The organism is Sporosarcina sp. CAU 1771 (genome assembly GCF_054482775.1).
This window is the reverse complement of record NZ_JBTLRN010000002.1, coordinates 72,982-89,859: the sequence shown is the minus strand read 5'-3', so window position 1 is coordinate 89,859 and position 16,878 is coordinate 72,982. Positions and strand designations below refer to the sequence as shown.

Sequence of the window (16,878 nt, the reverse complement as noted above, 5' to 3'; positions counted from 1 at the left end):
AAGTGTATTTAACCTGTACTTAATTGTCAATCGTTGTTTATTCAGTGTTATTCGAATATTCATTGACATGCAAAAATCCCCCCTTCATAGCCAGACTAGCTACGAAGGGGGGATTTCAATATCCATGATTCTTAACCAACTACAAAACTCATTAAATACACCATTAATGGGATTGTAAGCAATGCCAGCAAGGTGGATAAAACGACTGTTATAGCTCCTATTTCCTCGTCAGCTGAGTACTTCGCAAATAAGATAGAAGCCAATGTCAGGGTCGGCATCATCGTTTGAATCAATATTGTCTGTACAATCAATACATCCAATTGCAAATAGCCAATTAATAAAGCAACCAATGCCGGTAACAGTAACAACTTCACAAAAATAGGTAGTAATGTCTGCGGTCCTGTTTTCTTCACTTTAGCGCCTTGCAACGTCATAACAAGGATTCCAATATAAAACATAGCAAGTGGTGCCGCTAATGCCGCTAATTGATCAATAAGGCTTTTTATTAAAAGTGGTGGCGAGAAATGAAAGTAAGAAGCAATCAATCCCACAGCAATTGCGACGAGCGGAATATTAATCATCGATTTAAATGTTTGGACTGCAAAAAAACGATTCTTTTGAAGCATGAAAACGCCAACTGTCCAAATCGTAAAATCTACTCCAGCATCAAATATTGCAGCATAAAGCGCACCTTCTGGGCCAAAAAGGATAGCACATAAAGGAATTCCTATAAAACCAGTATTTCCTAGACCAGATAATAACGCCATTTCCTTCTTCTTATTTGAATTCGGATAAAAGACGCTTGAAAGTAACCAACCCAATCCTATACCGACAATATTTATTACGATAGATAAACAAAAAACAAACATAATTGTTTTGAATGTATTTCCATCCATCTCAACATTAAAAATACTAGATAAAATAATACAGGGCATCGCTACATTAACAATAAGGCTTATAAAAACACTTCTAGTATCTTCATTAAATTCAAATGACCTCGAAAGTATAGCCCCAATAATTATCATAAATGAAATGATGGCGATTGATTGTATAACGACAGTTATCTCCATTTATTGAACCGCCTTATTTCATTCTCAAGTTACTAGTGAAATACATATAGAGCTTTCCTTTATTCTGCGAATGTCTTTCATTACACAGAATTTCAGGAAATGCTCTATTTGTAATCAATCTTGGTCGATAAATAGTGTAAACAAGGCATTGGTTAATTGTAATACTAACCTTACCTTAATAGGTACAGTTTCTTGCCCCTTGCAATATGTTCTTCCATTGCATTACGGGCTTCTACGAAATCTTTATTCTTCAGCTTCTCATTAATAAGAATATGATCATTAATCGAAGTTTGCATTCTTGTCAGATCACGCTTAAAAATCTTTATACCAGTATGAAATATGCGGTCCGTTATATTGTGTAACGTTTTCACGAAATATTCATTACCAGCAATTTTTAATAAATGTTCATGATAGTCCAAATCCAATTTGATAAATTCGTAAACATCTTCAGCTTTGGCTGCTGCTTGCTGTTCAACAATTGATTTTTCTAGAAACTCCAAATCCCTATCCTGAAATAAATCTGGAATAATGTTCATAGAGAAAAGTTCAATCGCAAGTCTCATGTTCATGATATCTATCGTTTCTTCCACTGTCACATCTTTAATATAAATACCACGCTTAGGGTAAATTTCTAAAAAACTTTCATTTTGAAGCCGATTCAAAGCTTCCCTAATTGGGGTTCTGCTCATATTTAATAGTGTGGCCAGCTCATTCTCAGATACAACTGGGCCACTCAGTTCATCACGGATAATTAAATCCTTAATTTTTAAATATGCAACATCTCTTAAATATACTTTTTCCCCGATTGGAAACACCTACATTCTTCGAAAGTTAGTAAACTTTCGGTCTTCTGTGATTTAAACATGGGATACTTTCTCTCGCTTTTTCAACTGTAGTCCCATCAATATCCGCTATTACAAAACCTTCACCTTCTGGAGATCTTGCAATAACAGTTCCCCACGGATCAATAATCATACTGTTACCGTAGCATGCTTTTCCAGGTTGGTTCGTTCCGAATTGACCAGCTGCGATTACATAACACTGGTTTTCAATTGCGCGTGCTCGTAGTAAAACTTCCCAATGAAGCATACCTGTATAAAGTGTAAATGCAGCAGGAATAAACAACACTTTTGCACCATTTAAAGCATAGTTTCTGAATAGTTCAGGGAATCGTAAATCGTAACAAATACTTAGTCCTGCTTTTCCAACTGGCAAATCAACAAATACCGGTGTATCACCTGACTGAACTGTATCTGACTCTTTATAAGTCGCCTGACCTTCAATGCCAATATCAAACAAGTGAATTTTACGATATGTTTCAAGAACTTCTCCGTCTGGACCAATCATAAGGCTCGTATTGTATGATTTCTCAGCAGTGTACTCTTCCAATATACTACCTGCATGAATATAAATACCATGCTTTTTAGCAAGTCCACATAATAGTGTTGTTGTTTCACCACTTGGAATTTGTTCAGCGTTTTTTGGTTTCTCTGATTCTGGCCCCATGAAGTTAAAGTATTCAGGTAAAGATACCAGTTCTGCTCCACTTTCAGCTGCTTGTTCGATAAATGTAGCGGTTTTCCTTAAGTTTTCTTGCTTATCATCTCTTGTATTTAGTTGAACTACTGCAATTTTCAATGGTATTACACTCCTCATTTTACATTTTATCCTATAGATAGTCTATAGGAATTGTTAATTTTCACAAAATTGCTTCTATTATCTACCTAGTATCAAATTCGGCAACCACAATGATAGTTGCGGGAAGTACGTAATAAGTAATAAAGCAATGAATAATGGTACGTACATTGGAAGTATTTTCTTAACAATACTTTCAAATGATATTTGCCCAACCCGACTCATAACATAAAGCCCTAATCCAACTGGAGGTGTAGCCATACCAATTAGTAAGTTAAAGGACATTACAATTCCAAAATGTACACGATCAATGCCTAAACTATCAATAATCGGTAATAAAATTGGTAATACAATTAACTTGATTGGTATTCCTTCCATTATCATACCTAAGAATAAAAGCATGATATTGATAATTAATAGCATTGTGTATTTATTATCTGTTAGTCCTAATAAAACGTCTGATAGGAGATAAGGGATTTGTTCTGCAGAAATAATCCATCCCATCGCTGTTCCAACACCTATCAAAAACATAATTAGCGCTGTTGATCCAACACTGTCAATAAATGATTTCTTTAGCGTCGGGAATGTAAACTCTTTATAAATAACTGCACAGAAAAGTGCATATACAACTGCAATTGCTGCAGCTTCAGTTGGTGTAACTACTCCACCCATCATTCCACCAAGGATAACAGCAGGAGCAAGCAATGCAAAGAAGCCATCTTTTAATGTACGAACTAATTCTTTAAATTGAAACGGTTCTGGCGGAGGAGTAACTATTGTTCCGCGCTTGGATCCGACATAGACATAAATAGACAATGTTAAAGCGATTAATAAACCAGGAACTATCCCTGCCATAAATGCCTGCTCTACAGAAACTTCTGCTAAATAAGCGTAAATAATAAGGGATACACTTGGAGGAATAATTGCTCCAATAACTGATGATGCCAATGTCAGTGCTGCGCTAAATGATTTTTCATATCCTTTTTCAGACATTGCCTTCATTTGAATTGCGCCCAAACCTGCCTGATCACCAACAGCAGTCCCAGAAATTCCGGCGAAAATTACACTCGACATAATATTAACTTGAGCCAATCCACCTCGGAAATGTCCCAACATTGCAGTAGCAAAGTTGAATATCCGATAAGTAATTCCCGCTGAGTTCATCAGGTTACCAGCTAATATAAATAGGGGAATTGACAACAATGTGTATCCTTTAACGCCTTCCACTAGCATAAGCGAAAACACTTCCGACGTATAACCACCCATAATTAGTGCTACGATTGTCGATAATGCCATCGCGAACGAGATTGGAAAACCAATTGCTAGCAAGAAAAGAAAAACGAGGAACAAAGTTAGTGCAAGTACCATTCCTTATTCCCCCTTTTCCATTGCAACTAAGTGTAATCGTGACTTAGATGCCAAATAAATATGATAAATCGACGTAAGTACAACTAGTATTAACAACAATACTAAAGGTGTATAGTACCAAGCAGATGGTGCTTTCATTATTACAGTTGTTTTGGTCATATGACTAATTGTTAATTTCACTGAATAAAACAACATGATACTCGATGCAGCTAGCAAGAGAATGCTATTAAACATCATAACGAATCCCTGCATTCTCTTACTAAGCTTCTGAACTAGATATGTGATGGAAATATCTTCTCTCTCAACAACTATTTTCCCAAATCCTAGAAAAGTTATCCAGCAAATTAAAATGGAAAACAATTCATGGGACCAAACCATTGAATGATGAAAAAAGTATCTCAGTCCTATTTCACTAGTCAGTATACCGATTAAAGCAACCATACAAATCAACGCGACAATCAAATATATATTGGCAATCCAATCTAGTATTTTCTTCATATGATTGTCCCCCTTTTACTCGATTGCTTTTATGCGATCAACATAACCTTCTGGAAGTTTTCCGTCTTTTTCCAACTGGTAGTGATAATCAGAAAATGCTTCTCCCCATTCAGCTTTATCAATCTCAAATATCTCAATATTATGTTCTTCTTTCATTAACTTGAGGTGCTCTTCAACTGCTTCTAAAGTTAATTTTGTAGCGTCTTCTCCCGCTTCGTTTGCCGCTTCAATTAATATCGCTTGATTCTCTTCGGATAGTTTAGAAAAACGATCCTCACTCATTGCGATAACTACGTCTTGTGGATACTCATCGATAATCGTCATATACGGCGTCACTTCTGTAAATTTCATTGGCCATACTAATGAAATAGGTGATGTAACAGCATCTACCAAGTTTTGTTTCAATCCTAGGTAAGTTTCTGTCCATGCAACAACAGTCGGCTTAGCTCCAACTGAACTATATGCAGCTGAATAAAATGCAGATTCGAATGAACGAAGCTTTAAACCTTCTAAATCTTTAACTGATTTGACGGGCTCTTTCGTCAACATAACACGATATGGTCCACGCACAAAGTTTCTTTCATTGTTCAGGATTCTAACACCTTCAGATATTAACTTATCATTGATTTCTTGACCAAGTTCCCCAGTATTAAACTTCTGATAATGTTCAAAGTCTCTAAACAAATAAGGAATACTACTCACTTCAATTCTAGGGTCAAAGTCGGATAGAAATGTTGCTCCTTCTCCATACATATCCTGTGTGCCTAACAACATGTTATCGAGTTGTGTAGTACCTGTTCCGAGTTGCTCAGCAGGATATACCTTAACAATCATTTTACCGTCACTTTTCTCTTTTACTAATTCAGCAAAGCGATCAAACCCTTTACCTTCTGCTGTTTCTTGTGGCATTTTCGTCCCTAACTTTAATTCAATTACCTCATCTTCTCCTGCTCCGTTCTTGCCGCAAGCGCTTACAACGAGAATCATCAAAGCACTAATTATAAGAAAAAGAAATCGCTTCATTTAACAACACTCCCGAATTTAGACTCGTATTCTTCTATCAATTTGTCAGCCCTAGTAATACTACTTAATACTTGGCCTTCATCTAATAATTTCTTTGTATTAGGTTCACTTTGTTCACTAGCTTCTGTCTTCTTCAGAATTTCTTCGTAATCCAAGTCCTGTGGAATAACAAGCACACCATTATCATCCGCTACAATTAGATCTCCAGGAGAAACCGTTACGCCGCCACATTGAATGACTGTATTAATTTCACCACTTTGTCCATATAACTTCGTTGTAATAGGAGATAAGCCGGTTGCAAACACTGGAATACCAATTTCTCTTAATGCTTGTATATCTGTACATGGTCCATCGATAATAATTCCAGCAAGTTTTCTAGCATTGGCAGCATAAGCAACTATCTCTCCAACACAAGCATGCTTCACATCACCAGTACGATCGATAACTAAAAAGTCTCCCTCTTCAGCTAAACTAACCGCTTTATGTACCATTGTTGAATCATTTACGCTTGTTCTAACAGTAAATGCTGTTCCAACTACACTTACATCCTGCAACATAGACTTAATTCGAGTATCCATAAATCCGTAATGCAAATGATGACCAATTGTTGCTGGCTCAACTTTACTAAACCTCTGGTAAATATCCTCTGTTAACTTATTATTTTCTACACGATTTAAAATTTTCATTTATATTCCTCCTTGAATTCTTGTTGTATACAAGTAGTATATTACATCAGCAAGTTCTCAATTGCAACAACTTTTAGTTAATTAAATTAAATTATTTTTCAAATAGCATTGAAACGACTACATGATTCAGTTAATTTAGTAGGCAGGAGTAATAAACTCCAGCCTTTTTTATCTTGAAGCATGAAACTCTACACTATCTATTTACCATGCACATTCCGACAATTAGTAAAAGATTTGAATCTATTTATAAGCGAAGACCAATTTTTATTGTTCTTGAAACAATCTCCATACTTTTCCTCAAATAAATCCATTTACTTTTTTCTTCTCAATCTTTCGTCTAGCCGCACACCTTAGTAGTTTACCTAATGATAAAAACACAAAAAAATAGCCACTCGCAATCAAGCGAAATGGCTACCTATTATTTTAATTCAGTTTATGTGACAGCTTCTTCCACAGGCGCCGTTGGTTTCACCTGTTCCGTTCTACCTTTATCAAACAAGCTTTTGAACTTTCCTGATACACCTAATAACTTCTGTTGCAAGTCCATTGCAGGCTCAAGTCCTTTAATGTTCATCTGGTATGTGCGAATCATTGCTATCGTAACAATAGGATCAATGATTGCCCGCTTCAGAGCCACAGTTAGCACATAAGCACCGATAATTGCAATCGCCCCCATAAAAAATCCGAGTTCTGGAGAATTGTTCGAAATTAGTTTTCCAATTCCCATAAGTGGCAATGCAAATATCAAAAACGTGAGAATGCTAAATCCATAAATGAAGACGACAGCACCAGCAGCGGTTTTAATAATTCCCTTCCAACTTTGTGCGTATAATACAACTCCATCTGACGCGGATTTCCAAACGGATTCTTCACGCTCTTCATTTTTCCTTAAAATAATATAGCTCACTACAGCTTCATCAATATAGTTGAGACTAACTGACATAACTGCATTTAAAATTCCGATAATATTTTTCGCACCAGGAACAAAGCTAAAAAACTCACCGACACGAAGCATCCACCGTTGAATTTGCTTTACCGCTCCGTGAATTGCTTTGTCTACAACAAAAGCTACGTTTGCAGAACCAAAGTTTTTCGTAACTTGATCTTTCCCATAGGCAATTTGTCCCTTGCCTTCTGGTATTTTCCCGTTCCTTAGTAATTCTACAACAATTGATATGTGACCTACCTTCACCATATACAGTACATATCGCTCTACAAAACGTAACGCACCATAAATAATTCCAAAAGTAATTACCATAAGAATCATAAATATAGTTGATGCCTCACCGAATAATTTTAATAACAAAAAACCAATGCCTATCATTATTCCTAAAAAGATTAAAGCCGCAACTGCAAAAATTCCATAAATCAAAAATCGAGCAAGAAAAAATGGAGTTGTTTTCCTAATTAACTGCATTATAGTCACAAAAAAACCTCCTTTCAACAACCTATTGAATTCATTTAATCTAGGTGAAGTTTTTAAATCTACTTTAATTTATGTGAAAGGAACACTCTCTATACACTGCTTGATACAAAAAGGAGATAGATAGTCTATCTCCTTTAATTTTATTTGGGCACTGAATATTTCTCGGCCATGTTTCCAATAACAGGAACCTTGAACATCTTTCCCTGGTATGCTTGATAGATACAAAATACGGCTAGGAAAAAAGCGAGCGGGCCTACAAGGATCCAGAACAATCCAGATATTAAGCCACCAATAATTCCTAGCTTGATTAAACTTAATATTGCTGTGAAAATTCCAAGTCCGATAGCAATAACTACAAAGAATCCAGTTAGTAAAATTGCTTGCATAGCGTGGAAACGGACAAAACGATTTTCTTTTTCCATAATAAAAAAGATGATTGCAATTATTGGTGTGAAAATATAGCATAATAATCCTGCGATGTTTTCCTCAAGTCCTACTGCAGTAGGTTTCTTTTCGCCTGTTGGGGGTTGACCCTCTTCCTTAAAAATCGTTTGTTCCGAAGTTGCTGCATGTTTTTCAGTTGATGAATCATGATTCGTCATTTACTTTACCTCCCTTTATTTTTTCTTATGACCTATACTACTACTCAAAGGTTAAGAATACGTTAAGTTTTCTGAAAATATGAGTTAACTTGTCATTGCAAATCTATATCCAAAACCACGTACCGTCTGAATGTACTTTGGTTCTGATGAATTAAGCTCCAATTTACGTCTCAAATTACTAATATGCACTTTGACTGTTTGTGGACTTCCATCCGAATAATAGCCCCAAATTTGATCGTATAGTTGTTCAATTGGCCACACCCGATTTGGTTCTTTCGCCATCAATACAAGCAACTGGTATTCTTTATTCGAAAGTTCCACTTTTTCTTCACGTACAAAAAGTTCACAACTTAATAAGTCAATTTGAACATCATCAAATTTTAAGACCTTTGACTGTTCTTGATCAACATCCATACTTATCCACTTTTTCCTTCTAAAAATTGCTTCGATTCGTGCTTCAAGTTCATGAAAATCAAATGGTTTAGTTATATAGTCATCCGCACCTATTTCTATGCCTTCTATTCGGTCAGACAATTCTTTTTTACAACTTACAAAGAGAATAGGGACGTTTGAGAATTTCCGTATTTCCTTACAAACCTCAAACCCAGACATGCCTTCCATTTCAATATCGAGTAATATTAAGTCGATTTCTTCTTCCATAACAATGCCGATTGCATCACGACCATTATCAGCGCCTTGCACGATGTATTCTTTCTTCTCTAAATAAAGCTGAATTAGTTCCCGTATACCTGGTTCATCATCAACTACTAGTATCCTTTCACTAGTCATACAACTCCCCTCCAGTTACAGACTTTTAAATCCACTAATAGAGCACCATTACGTTTTCAGAATATTTGGAACTATAATAATTATACACCTTACAAAAAAATCTTCAATGAACAATTACATCCCTTTAGATCAAAGACCCCCTTCTTACTCTTATTAAGAAGGGGTTTTTTTAAAATTTAATAGTTACGTTCATGTGCACTTCTGATTTTGTCATTGATAGTTTTGCTATTGAAATAGACACACTATAGTTTTCAAAATCAAAAACAATATCCCCTTGTGTTGCAAGTCCTTCGATATGCGTAATATCCGCACCAATATCCCCTACAAATTTCTCGTATGCTTCGAATTCTTCCGTCCAATAGGCATCGACTTCATAACCTGCTGCTGCATTGACAGACATATCCGGAACCTCTATCTGAATAAAGGTGACTTGTGCACATTCATTCATCGGAAAGCCTTCCGGCAATAGGTGAAGGACGGTATAGAATTCGTCCGAACATTTTCCGTATCCATTGTCAGTGTAGTTAATAATTGATTCTTTATGTCCGTATTGTTTAATCGGTGTTTCTCTGTACTCAATTACCGTGTCAATTAACTCATCTTTTCCTTGACTGCTCTGAACAATCAATTCAAAACCTTTTCCATTCACCTCTAATTCACTTTTTTCTTGCGTATGAGAAGTTGTATTAAATGAATAGCCAGCTCCTGAAAAATAATTTATATATTCTTCAGTAACTTCATCTATAGTTCCATCTGAATCATAATATGCAATAATTGTCCGTTCATCACTTTCAACGTCTTCTAATAATTCAAAGTGACGAATATATGCACAGGGCGTCATAGGAAAACCTTCCGGTAATCTGTGCTCAAGTAAGTAGAATTCATCCGCACAACCGCCTAGTCCTTCTACCTCTCCGTGATTCGTCTCTTCTTGGTCCTCTGTATTTTCACTAGCGACTTCTTCCAATTCATTATTATCAACTTCTTCTACTTCTGATGATTCCTCAACTATTGCCTCGATAGCCTCGTTATCAACATCTTCACTACCTTCAGCTGGTACTACGTTAATGCCATCCTGTGAAATTTCTAGAGTACCGCCATCCGTTAAAGGAATCGAAACGCAACCCGCCATTAAAAGCATTGCTGAAAATATCGCTATAAACATCCATACTTTTTTCAAGTTTCTACCTCCCTCTCCTTACTCTTTAGGTGTGTGATAATACTCAATAATAAAATAGATACTTACATATTCGGGTAGATCTTCTGGGGAATGTTGTTTAAAATCCAGTCGGATATAATAATTCGGATCGTATCCTTTTAATTGCGCTGATTGATCTGGTGCATTTTCTGACTTAGTTAGTTCGCCATCTACTTCTTGTTCAAGATATGCTAAAAAATCATCATAAACATCTGCCCAATAGCCTTGCACCTCAAAATTGGATTCTACAACATCCGCAGAACTGTTCGTTCTTTCACTTATACTATTTATTAATGTACAATCCGTTAAAGGAAACTCAGGAGGCGTTAATTTCGTAAGTGCTTTAACCTGCCGTTCGTTCCCTCTCATGTCTTCGATAAAATCAGTACAAGTCCCTGATTTGTCAACTGCAATGGTATCAACTTTATCCTCAGACTCTTTAGGTGCTTCAGCCTCTTCTTTTTCTTTTTCGTCATCCTCAACTGCACTTTCTTCTTCCAAAACTACTTCTTCTTCTACTACGGCATCCTGTTCCGACTCTTCTGTAGCATCCCCGGGAGTTACACTAATTCCGTCTTCCGACAGTTCCAATGTCCCTGCATCTCCTAGCGGGATTGATATACAACCTGTCAGTAATATACTCGCAAAAATAATTGTCATCATCGCAATGTACTTTTTCAATTTTCCGCACCTCCATGATTCTATTTGTATGTATCATATTCAATGAAGGTTAAGAATACGTAAAGAATAGTAAATTACTATTTTATATATTTAGACGAAAAAAATCCGTACATTATCTTTCGATAACATACGGATAGATTAAATTCACTTTAACTTAGAAGTTTTGAACTGCACTTGAACTCATCTTAATACAATCACTGATTTTGGCTACATCAAAATTACCGCCACTCACAATAACTCCCACTTTGCTTACGGGATGAGGTAATTTCTTATAGAGCACTGTCGCAATTGCAGCAGCCGCAGCTCCTTCTACAAGAATTTTTTCTCTTTCGAGCATAAAGAGGATGGCTGAGGATATTTCTTTTTCCGAAACGGTTATAACATCATCCACATACTTACGGATAATATCCATTGTTAACTTTCCCGGTTCCTTCACTGAAATACCTTCCGCTATCGTTGGTAGGAAAGATACTGAACTATTATTCACACCATGAAAAGATGAGTGCACACCTGGTGAATTCGATGATTGGACGCCGATTACCTTTATATTTGGGCGCATACTTTTAATAGCAAGCGCTGTCCCCGCAAGCAATCCACCTCCACCTGCAGGCACAACAATCGTATCCATCTCAGGTCGTTGTTGCAAAAATTCAATCGCAACTGTTGCTTGACCCTCAATTACTGCCAGATCATCAAAAGGATGTATAAAAACCGAGCCCGTAGAAAGTTGTTCAGCTCGAGCGGCGACATATGCCTCATCAAAGTTATTACCAACTAACTTGACGATCGCACCATAGTTCCGAGTCGCGCTCACTTTCGCTTCTGGTGTCGTTTTAGGCATATATATTGTCACTGGAATCCCTCGTTTAGTCCCCGCTAAAGCAACGCCTTGCGCATGGTTTCCAGCAGAGGCAGCGATTAACCCTCTTGAACATTCTTCCTTACTCAGTTGTGCAATTTTATTAAAAGCACCTCTTACCTTGAAGGAACCTGTTTTCTGTAAGTTCTCAAGTTTCATATACACTTCGGCACCCGACCACTCATTTAACGTTGCAGATTCTTTACACGGTGTTCTATGAACAACGTCTGTTAACCTTTCAAATGCTTCGAGTAAACTACCTGCATCATAATTCCCAACGGCAAACATCTCCCTTTATAATCGCCCACCAAAATTAAGCACGCTGTTTTTCTTCATATTTTGTAATATAGTCTTCGTATTGAAAAGTTAACTCTATTTCATCCCAACCATTAAGCAACATCTTCTTAGAGTAGGGGTTAATTTCAAAGGAATAGGTTTTTCCATCTTGACCTGTAACCGTTTGGTCTTCCAAGTTCACTTGAACAGAGTATTGCTCTTTTTCACCATTTGCTAATAGTTCCTCTACTTCAGATACCTCTAATGCAATTGGAAGAATTCCGTTCTTCATACAGTTGCTATAAAAAATATCTGCATAACTAGGCGCTATAACAACATTGAAACCATAATCTAATATAGACCAGGGTGCGTGCTCTCTTGAAGAGCCACATCCAAAGTTTTCATGGGCTACTAATATTTTTGAACCATCAAAGCGTTCGTCATTCATTACAAAGTCTTCTATTTTAGTGCCATCTGCATTGAAACGCCAATGATAAAACAAGTATTGTCCAAAGCCTGTTCGCTCGATTCGCTTAAGGAATTCTTTAGATATAATTTGGTCCGTATCAACGTTTTTTCGGTTAAGAGGCGTGATAACACTTTCTACTTTATTAATTGGTTCCACGAAATCATCCCTTTCTAAAAGACATTACCACTTAAACAGTGGCTAAGTCTTCCTTCCTAACATCTACAAAATGGCCCGCTATTGCTGCTGCCGCTGCCATTGTAGGACTCACCAAGTGCGTACGTGATCCAGCTCCTTGACGTCCTTCAAAGTTTCGGTTAGATGTAGACGCACATCTTTCACCTGCAGGTACAACGTCGTCATTCATCGCTAAACACATACTACAACCTGATTCTCTCCATTCAAATCCTGCATCCAAGAAGAGTTTATCTAAACCAGCTTCTTCGGCTTGCATTTTTACAGTTCGAGAACCAGGAACAACAATTGCTGTAACAGAAGGATGGACTTTACGTCCTTTTATAATGTTCGCTGCCGCTTGTAAATCACTTAAGCGTGCATTTGTACATGAACCAATGAATACGTGTTGAATATCGATTGACGTCAGTGGCATTCCTTCTTCTAAGCCCATATAAGCAAGTGCTTTTTTCAAAGCTTCTTTATCAGATTCTGATTCAAAGTCAGATGAATGTGGAACGTTATTTGTAATTCCTGAACCCATTGAAGGATTCGTTCCCCATGTAACGAAAGGTTCTATCTCACTTGTATCTAATTCGACTGTCGTATCGTATGTTGCTCCTTCATCTGTTGCAAGTGCAAGCCACTCTGCTGCTGCTCGGTCAAATGCTTCACCTTCAGGAACATGCCTACGACCTCTTAAATATTCAATCGTTGTTTCATCCGGGCTGATTAATCCCGCTTTCGCACCAGCTTCAATGGACATATTACAAACCGTCATTCGCTCTTCCATCGTTAAACTACGAATTGCTTCTCCTGTGAATTCAATGATATGGCCGTTCCCAATATCAATGCCGAATTTCGAAATAACCGCCAAAATTAGATCTTTTGCTTGAACGCCAAAGCCTAATTCGCCTGTAATTCGAACTTCCATTGTTTTTGGACGTCCTTGCCAAAGCGTTTGCGTCGACAATACATGTTCAACCTCACTCGTTCCGATACCAAAGGCAATCGCTCCGAATGCTCCGTGCGTCGATGTATGACTATCTCCACAAACAATAGTCTTTCCAGGTTGTGTAAGACCAAGTTCCGGCCCAATAATATGAACAATTCCCTGATCAGGGTGGTCCATGTTTGCAAGCGGAACACCAAATTCATCACAGTTTTTTTGCAACGTAGATATTTGTTTTTGTGCAATTGGATCTTTGATCGCATCACGGTTTTTTGTAGGTACGTTATGATCCATAGTTGCAAAACATAAATCAGGGCGACGCACCTTACGATTTGCTAGTCTAAGCCCCTCAAATGCTTGAGGAGAAGTGACTTCATGTATTAAATGAAGGTCAATATAGAGCAAGTCTGGTTTACCTTCTTCTTCGTAAACTACGTGTTGATCCCAAATCTTTTCAATAATTGTCTTAGCCATTTTTACTTCTCCCTTCTTCAAGCATACGTAAGCATGATGCAATCAGAAACTGACTGGATATCAAGCTCTTCTACTACTTTGTTTGTCCATTCTTTTGTTGATAAAACTCTGTCTTTAGGTCCTGCTAAATCAGCTGTAAAGAAGCCTTCTTCGAATACAGTATTGACTGCCTCGTCGATTAAAGAAGCTTCTGTTTCCAATCCAAAGGAGTATTTCAACATCATCGCAACTGACAGGATTGCTGCTGCTGGATTCGCTTTTCCTTGACCCGCAATATCAGGAGCTGATCCATGTACAGGTTCGTATAAACCAAAACCATCTGCACGAATACTCGCTGATGGAAGTAATCCCATCGACCCTGTAATAACAGATGCTTCATCACTTAAAATGTCACCAAACATATTTTCCGTAATCATTACATCGAATGCACCTGGGTTTGTAATTATCTTCATCGCAGCTGAATCTACAAGCATATGTTCAACTTCAATATCTGGATACGCCTTTTTCTTCTCTTCAACAATTTCTCTCCACAACTTGCTAGACTGAAGAACATTTTCTTTGTCTACGGAAGTCACTTTCCCTCTTCGTAAACGGGCAAGTTCAAATCCTTTTTCAACAATTCGCGTGATTTCATCTCGCGTATAAACAAGTGTATCGACAGCTGAATTCTCCGTACGGCGACTTGGTTCTCCGAAATATAACCCACCTGTTAATTCACGAACAATTAGTAAATCAACGTTTTTAGCAACTTCTTCTTTTAGAGGAGATGCATGGAGCAAAGACTGTACGGCTTTCACTGGGCGTAGGTTAGCAAACAAATCGAAATGTTTCCGTATCGCTAATAGTCCTTTTTCCGGACGTAATTCCGATGGAGTATCATGCCACTGAGGCCCACCGACTGCACCAAGAAGAACCGCATCACTAGCTTCACAAAGAGCAACTGTCTCTTCTGGTAGTGGCTTTCCGAGCTGATCAATCGCATCGCCGCCAATTAATCCGTGAGTAATATGAAAAGTATGGTTAAATCGTCTTGCAATCACTTGAAGGATCTTTACTGCTGCTTCCGTTACTTCTGGTCCAACGCCATCACCTGGTAGAACTGCTACTCTTTTTTCCATATTGAGTTCTCCTCCTTATTTTTTTCTAGTGTGTTTATCGCATTGCTTCTATCTTTTGTACATACTCGTTTGTTAAGTGTCTGTTGATTGCGTTTAAATAAGCTTTTGCTGATGCTTCCAAAACGTCCTGAGCGGTATCGCGTCCTGTTATTACTCGATCGTCGATGCTTAAATTAACAAATGCTTCTGCTAGTGCATCTCTGCCTTTACTAATTGAAGTTACGCGATAATCAAGAATATGGACTTTGTTTGTAATTAGTTTTTCCAACGTATTGAAGATTGCTTCAACAGAACCTGCACCGGCTTCTGATAACGTAACCGATTCTCCATTTGGAAGATCTGCTGTTACAGTCGCAATTGGTGTGTTTTCTGTTTCATATTGAACTTGCACATTCGTTAATTTATAAACTGGTGAATCTTTAAGTGTAATTTGCTGATTCGTAAATAAGACAAACAGATCGTCTTCCGTAATTTCTTTCTTACGGTCGGCTAATTTTTTAAATTCAACAAATGCAGCATTCATTTTATCATCCGTTAAATCGAAGCCCATTGTAATTGCACGATCGCTAAATGCATGTCTACCAGAATGCTTACCTAACGCTAATGGTTCTACAGTCGCTCCAATTAAGCTGGGTGTAATAATTTCATAAGTCTCAGGATTTTTCAGCATTCCATCCTGGTGAATACCGGATTCATGCGCAAATGCATTTTTACCAACAACAGCTTTGTTCGGTTGAATGACAACTCCCGTTAACTGACTAACAAGTTGACTTGTGCGCTTGATTTCATGCAAATTCAAATCTGTTGTAAATCCATATACATCTTTACGAATATGAAGTGCAACGGCAATTTCTTCAAGTGCAACGTTTCCAGCACGCTCCCCGAGTCCATTAATCGTACCTTCAACTTGGTCTGCACCATTTTCGATAGCGGCAATTGTGTTAGCCGTAGCCATACCTAAATCATTGTGGCAATGTGCGGATAGCTTTACTTTATCAATACCGGTTACGTTTTCTTTCAAGTATTTAAAAAGTGCACCGTATTCAGCAGGTGTCGCATAACCGACAGTATCCGGAACGTTAATTGTTGTTGCTCCAGCTTTAATAACTTGGTTGATGATTCGAACTAAGAACTCTGGATCCGATCGGAATGCATCTTCTGCAGACCATTGAACAAGTGAAAACTTTTGCTTCGCATATTTCACTGCTTCAACAGCAATTTCAACAACTTGATCCGGTGTTTTCATTAGTTTGTGCTCCATATGAATCGGAGATGTCGCTAAGAACACATGAATATGTGGTTGTGCTGCTTCACGAAGCGCTTCCCATGTACGGTCAATATCACTTTTCATTGCACGAGCAAGACCTGTAACGGTTGAATTTTTTACTAGCCTAGAAATTTTCTGTACAGCTTCAAAATCACCCGGGGAAGAAGCAGGAAATCCTGCTTCAATAATCGTTACCCCAAGTTTTTCTAGCTGACGTGCGATTTCTAGTTTTTCGGCTGTATTCAAGTTAATGCCTGCAGCTTGCTCTCCGTCACGAAGAGTCGTATCGAAAATATCTATTTTTCGCATTTGTCAT

Annotated in this window: 17 protein-coding genes; all 17 read right to left on the bottom strand. The window is 37.6% G+C overall.

Annotated elements, in window-relative coordinates; genetic code table 11:
• Positions 1-131 precede the first annotated feature (131 nt).
• Positions 132-1,070, bottom strand: a complete 939-nt coding sequence (locus ACXYMX_RS03035) for an AEC family transporter (RefSeq protein ID WP_459042754.1) — start codon at positions 1,068-1,070, stop codon at positions 132-134.
• 170 nt (positions 1,071-1,240) lie between these two features.
• The gene (locus ACXYMX_RS03030) at positions 1,241-1,885 is read right to left on the bottom strand and encodes a GntR family transcriptional regulator (protein ID WP_459042753.1); all 645 of its coding nucleotides are present in this window, start codon (positions 1,883-1,885) and stop codon (positions 1,241-1,243) included.
• Positions 1,886-1,901: 16 nt separating this feature from the next.
• Entirely contained in the window at positions 1,902-2,708 is an 807-nt protein-coding gene (locus ACXYMX_RS03025) for a carbon-nitrogen hydrolase family protein (RefSeq protein WP_459042752.1), read from the bottom strand.
• 78 nt (positions 2,709-2,786) lie between these two features.
• Positions 2,787-4,073 (bottom strand): TRAP transporter large permease, encoded by a 1,287-nt coding sequence (locus ACXYMX_RS03020; RefSeq protein ID WP_459042751.1) that lies wholly within the window; start codon positions 4,071-4,073, stop codon positions 2,787-2,789.
• A 3-nt stretch (positions 4,074-4,076) separates the two neighbouring features.
• Entirely contained in the window at positions 4,077-4,571 is a 495-nt protein-coding gene (locus ACXYMX_RS03015) for a TRAP transporter small permease (protein WP_459042750.1), read from the bottom strand.
• A 15-nt stretch (positions 4,572-4,586) separates the two neighbouring features.
• A complete protein-coding gene (locus ACXYMX_RS03010) occupies positions 4,587-5,594 on the bottom strand; it encodes a TRAP transporter substrate-binding protein (RefSeq protein ID WP_459042749.1) in 1,008 nt (335 codons plus the stop codon).
• On the bottom strand, positions 5,591-6,280 hold the full coding sequence (locus tag ACXYMX_RS03005) for an RraA family protein (protein ID WP_459042748.1): 690 nt from the start codon (positions 6,278-6,280) through the stop codon (positions 5,591-5,593). Before ACXYMX_RS03005 ends, ACXYMX_RS03010 begins: the two co-directional genes overlap by 4 nt.
• A 433-nt stretch (positions 6,281-6,713) precedes the next feature.
• On the bottom strand, positions 6,714-7,706 hold the full coding sequence (locus ACXYMX_RS03000; protein ID WP_459042747.1) for a hypothetical protein: 993 nt from the start codon (positions 7,704-7,706) through the stop codon (positions 6,714-6,716).
• Positions 7,707-7,846: 140 nt separating this feature from the next.
• Complete coding sequence (locus ACXYMX_RS02995; RefSeq protein WP_459042746.1) at positions 7,847-8,308, bottom strand: DUF4870 domain-containing protein; 462 nt, start codon at positions 8,306-8,308, stop codon at positions 7,847-7,849.
• A gap of 84 nt (positions 8,309-8,392) precedes the next feature.
• A complete protein-coding gene (locus ACXYMX_RS02990) occupies positions 8,393-9,097 on the bottom strand; it encodes a response regulator transcription factor (RefSeq protein ID WP_459042745.1) in 705 nt (234 codons plus the stop codon).
• Between the two features lie 169 nt (positions 9,098-9,266).
• The gene (locus ACXYMX_RS02985; protein ID WP_459042744.1) at positions 9,267-10,277 is read right to left on the bottom strand and encodes a hypothetical protein; all 1,011 of its coding nucleotides are present in this window, start codon (positions 10,275-10,277) and stop codon (positions 9,267-9,269) included.
• An 18-nt stretch (positions 10,278-10,295) separates the two neighbouring features.
• A complete protein-coding gene (locus ACXYMX_RS02980) occupies positions 10,296-10,976 on the bottom strand; it encodes a hypothetical protein (RefSeq protein ID WP_459042743.1) in 681 nt (226 codons plus the stop codon).
• Positions 10,977-11,130: 154 nt separating this feature from the next.
• Complete coding sequence (gene ilvA, locus ACXYMX_RS02975) at positions 11,131-12,123, bottom strand: threonine ammonia-lyase (RefSeq protein WP_459042742.1); 993 nt, start codon at positions 12,121-12,123, stop codon at positions 11,131-11,133.
• A 25-nt stretch (positions 12,124-12,148) separates the two neighbouring features.
• The gene (gene leuD, locus ACXYMX_RS02970) at positions 12,149-12,736 is read right to left on the bottom strand and encodes a 3-isopropylmalate dehydratase small subunit (protein ID WP_459042741.1); all 588 of its coding nucleotides are present in this window, start codon (positions 12,734-12,736) and stop codon (positions 12,149-12,151) included.
• Positions 12,737-12,767: 31 nt separating this feature from the next.
• Positions 12,768-14,177 carry a 3-isopropylmalate dehydratase large subunit gene (gene leuC / locus ACXYMX_RS02965; protein ID WP_459042740.1) on the bottom strand — a complete coding sequence of 470 codons (1,410 nt, stop codon included), beginning with the start codon at positions 14,175-14,177 and terminating at the stop codon, positions 12,768-12,770.
• Between the two features lie 17 nt (positions 14,178-14,194).
• On the bottom strand, positions 14,195-15,295 hold the full coding sequence (gene leuB / locus ACXYMX_RS02960) for a 3-isopropylmalate dehydrogenase (RefSeq protein ID WP_459042739.1): 1,101 nt from the start codon (positions 15,293-15,295) through the stop codon (positions 14,195-14,197).
• Positions 15,296-15,329: 34 nt separating this feature from the next.
• Positions 15,330-16,871 carry a 2-isopropylmalate synthase gene (locus ACXYMX_RS02955; RefSeq protein ID WP_459042738.1) on the bottom strand — a complete coding sequence of 514 codons (1,542 nt, stop codon included), beginning with the start codon at positions 16,869-16,871 and terminating at the stop codon, positions 15,330-15,332.
• Between the last annotated feature and the right edge of the window lie 7 nt (positions 16,872-16,878).

Bases quoted from the DNA above. Each gene is read 5' to 3' on its own strand.
- ACXYMX_RS03035 (WP_459042754.1), bottom strand. From the start codon at position 1,070: ATGGAGATAACTGTCGTTATACAATCAATCGCCATCATTTCATTTATG.
- ACXYMX_RS03020 (WP_459042751.1), bottom strand. From the start codon at position 4,073: ATGGTACTTGCACTAACTTTGTTCCTCGTTTTTCTTTTCTTGCTAGCA.
- ACXYMX_RS03015 (WP_459042750.1), bottom strand. From the start codon at position 4,571: ATGAAGAAAATACTAGATTGGATTGCCAATATATATTTGATTGTCGCG.
- ACXYMX_RS03010 (WP_459042749.1), bottom strand. From the start codon at position 5,594: ATGAAGCGATTTCTTTTTCTTATAATTAGTGCTTTGATGATTCTCGTT.
- ACXYMX_RS03005 (WP_459042748.1), bottom strand. From the start codon at position 6,280: ATGAAAATTTTAAATCGTGTAGAAAATAATAAGTTAACAGAGGATATT.
- ACXYMX_RS02995 (WP_459042746.1), bottom strand. From the start codon at position 8,308: ATGACGAATCATGATTCATCAACTGAAAAACATGCAGCAACTTCGGAA.
- ACXYMX_RS02990 (WP_459042745.1), bottom strand. From the start codon at position 9,097: ATGACTAGTGAAAGGATACTAGTAGTTGATGATGAACCAGGTATACGG.
- ilvA (WP_459042742.1), bottom strand. From the start codon at position 12,123: ATGTTTGCCGTTGGGAATTATGATGCAGGTAGTTTACTCGAAGCATTT.
- leuC (WP_459042740.1), bottom strand. From the start codon at position 14,177: ATGGCTAAGACAATTATTGAAAAGATTTGGGATCAACACGTAGTTTAC.
- leuB (WP_459042739.1), bottom strand. From the start codon at position 15,295: ATGGAAAAAAGAGTAGCAGTTCTACCAGGTGATGGCGTTGGACCAGAA.
- ACXYMX_RS02955 (WP_459042738.1), bottom strand. From the start codon at position 16,871: ATGCGAAAAATAGATATTTTCGATACGACTCTTCGTGACGGAGAGCAA.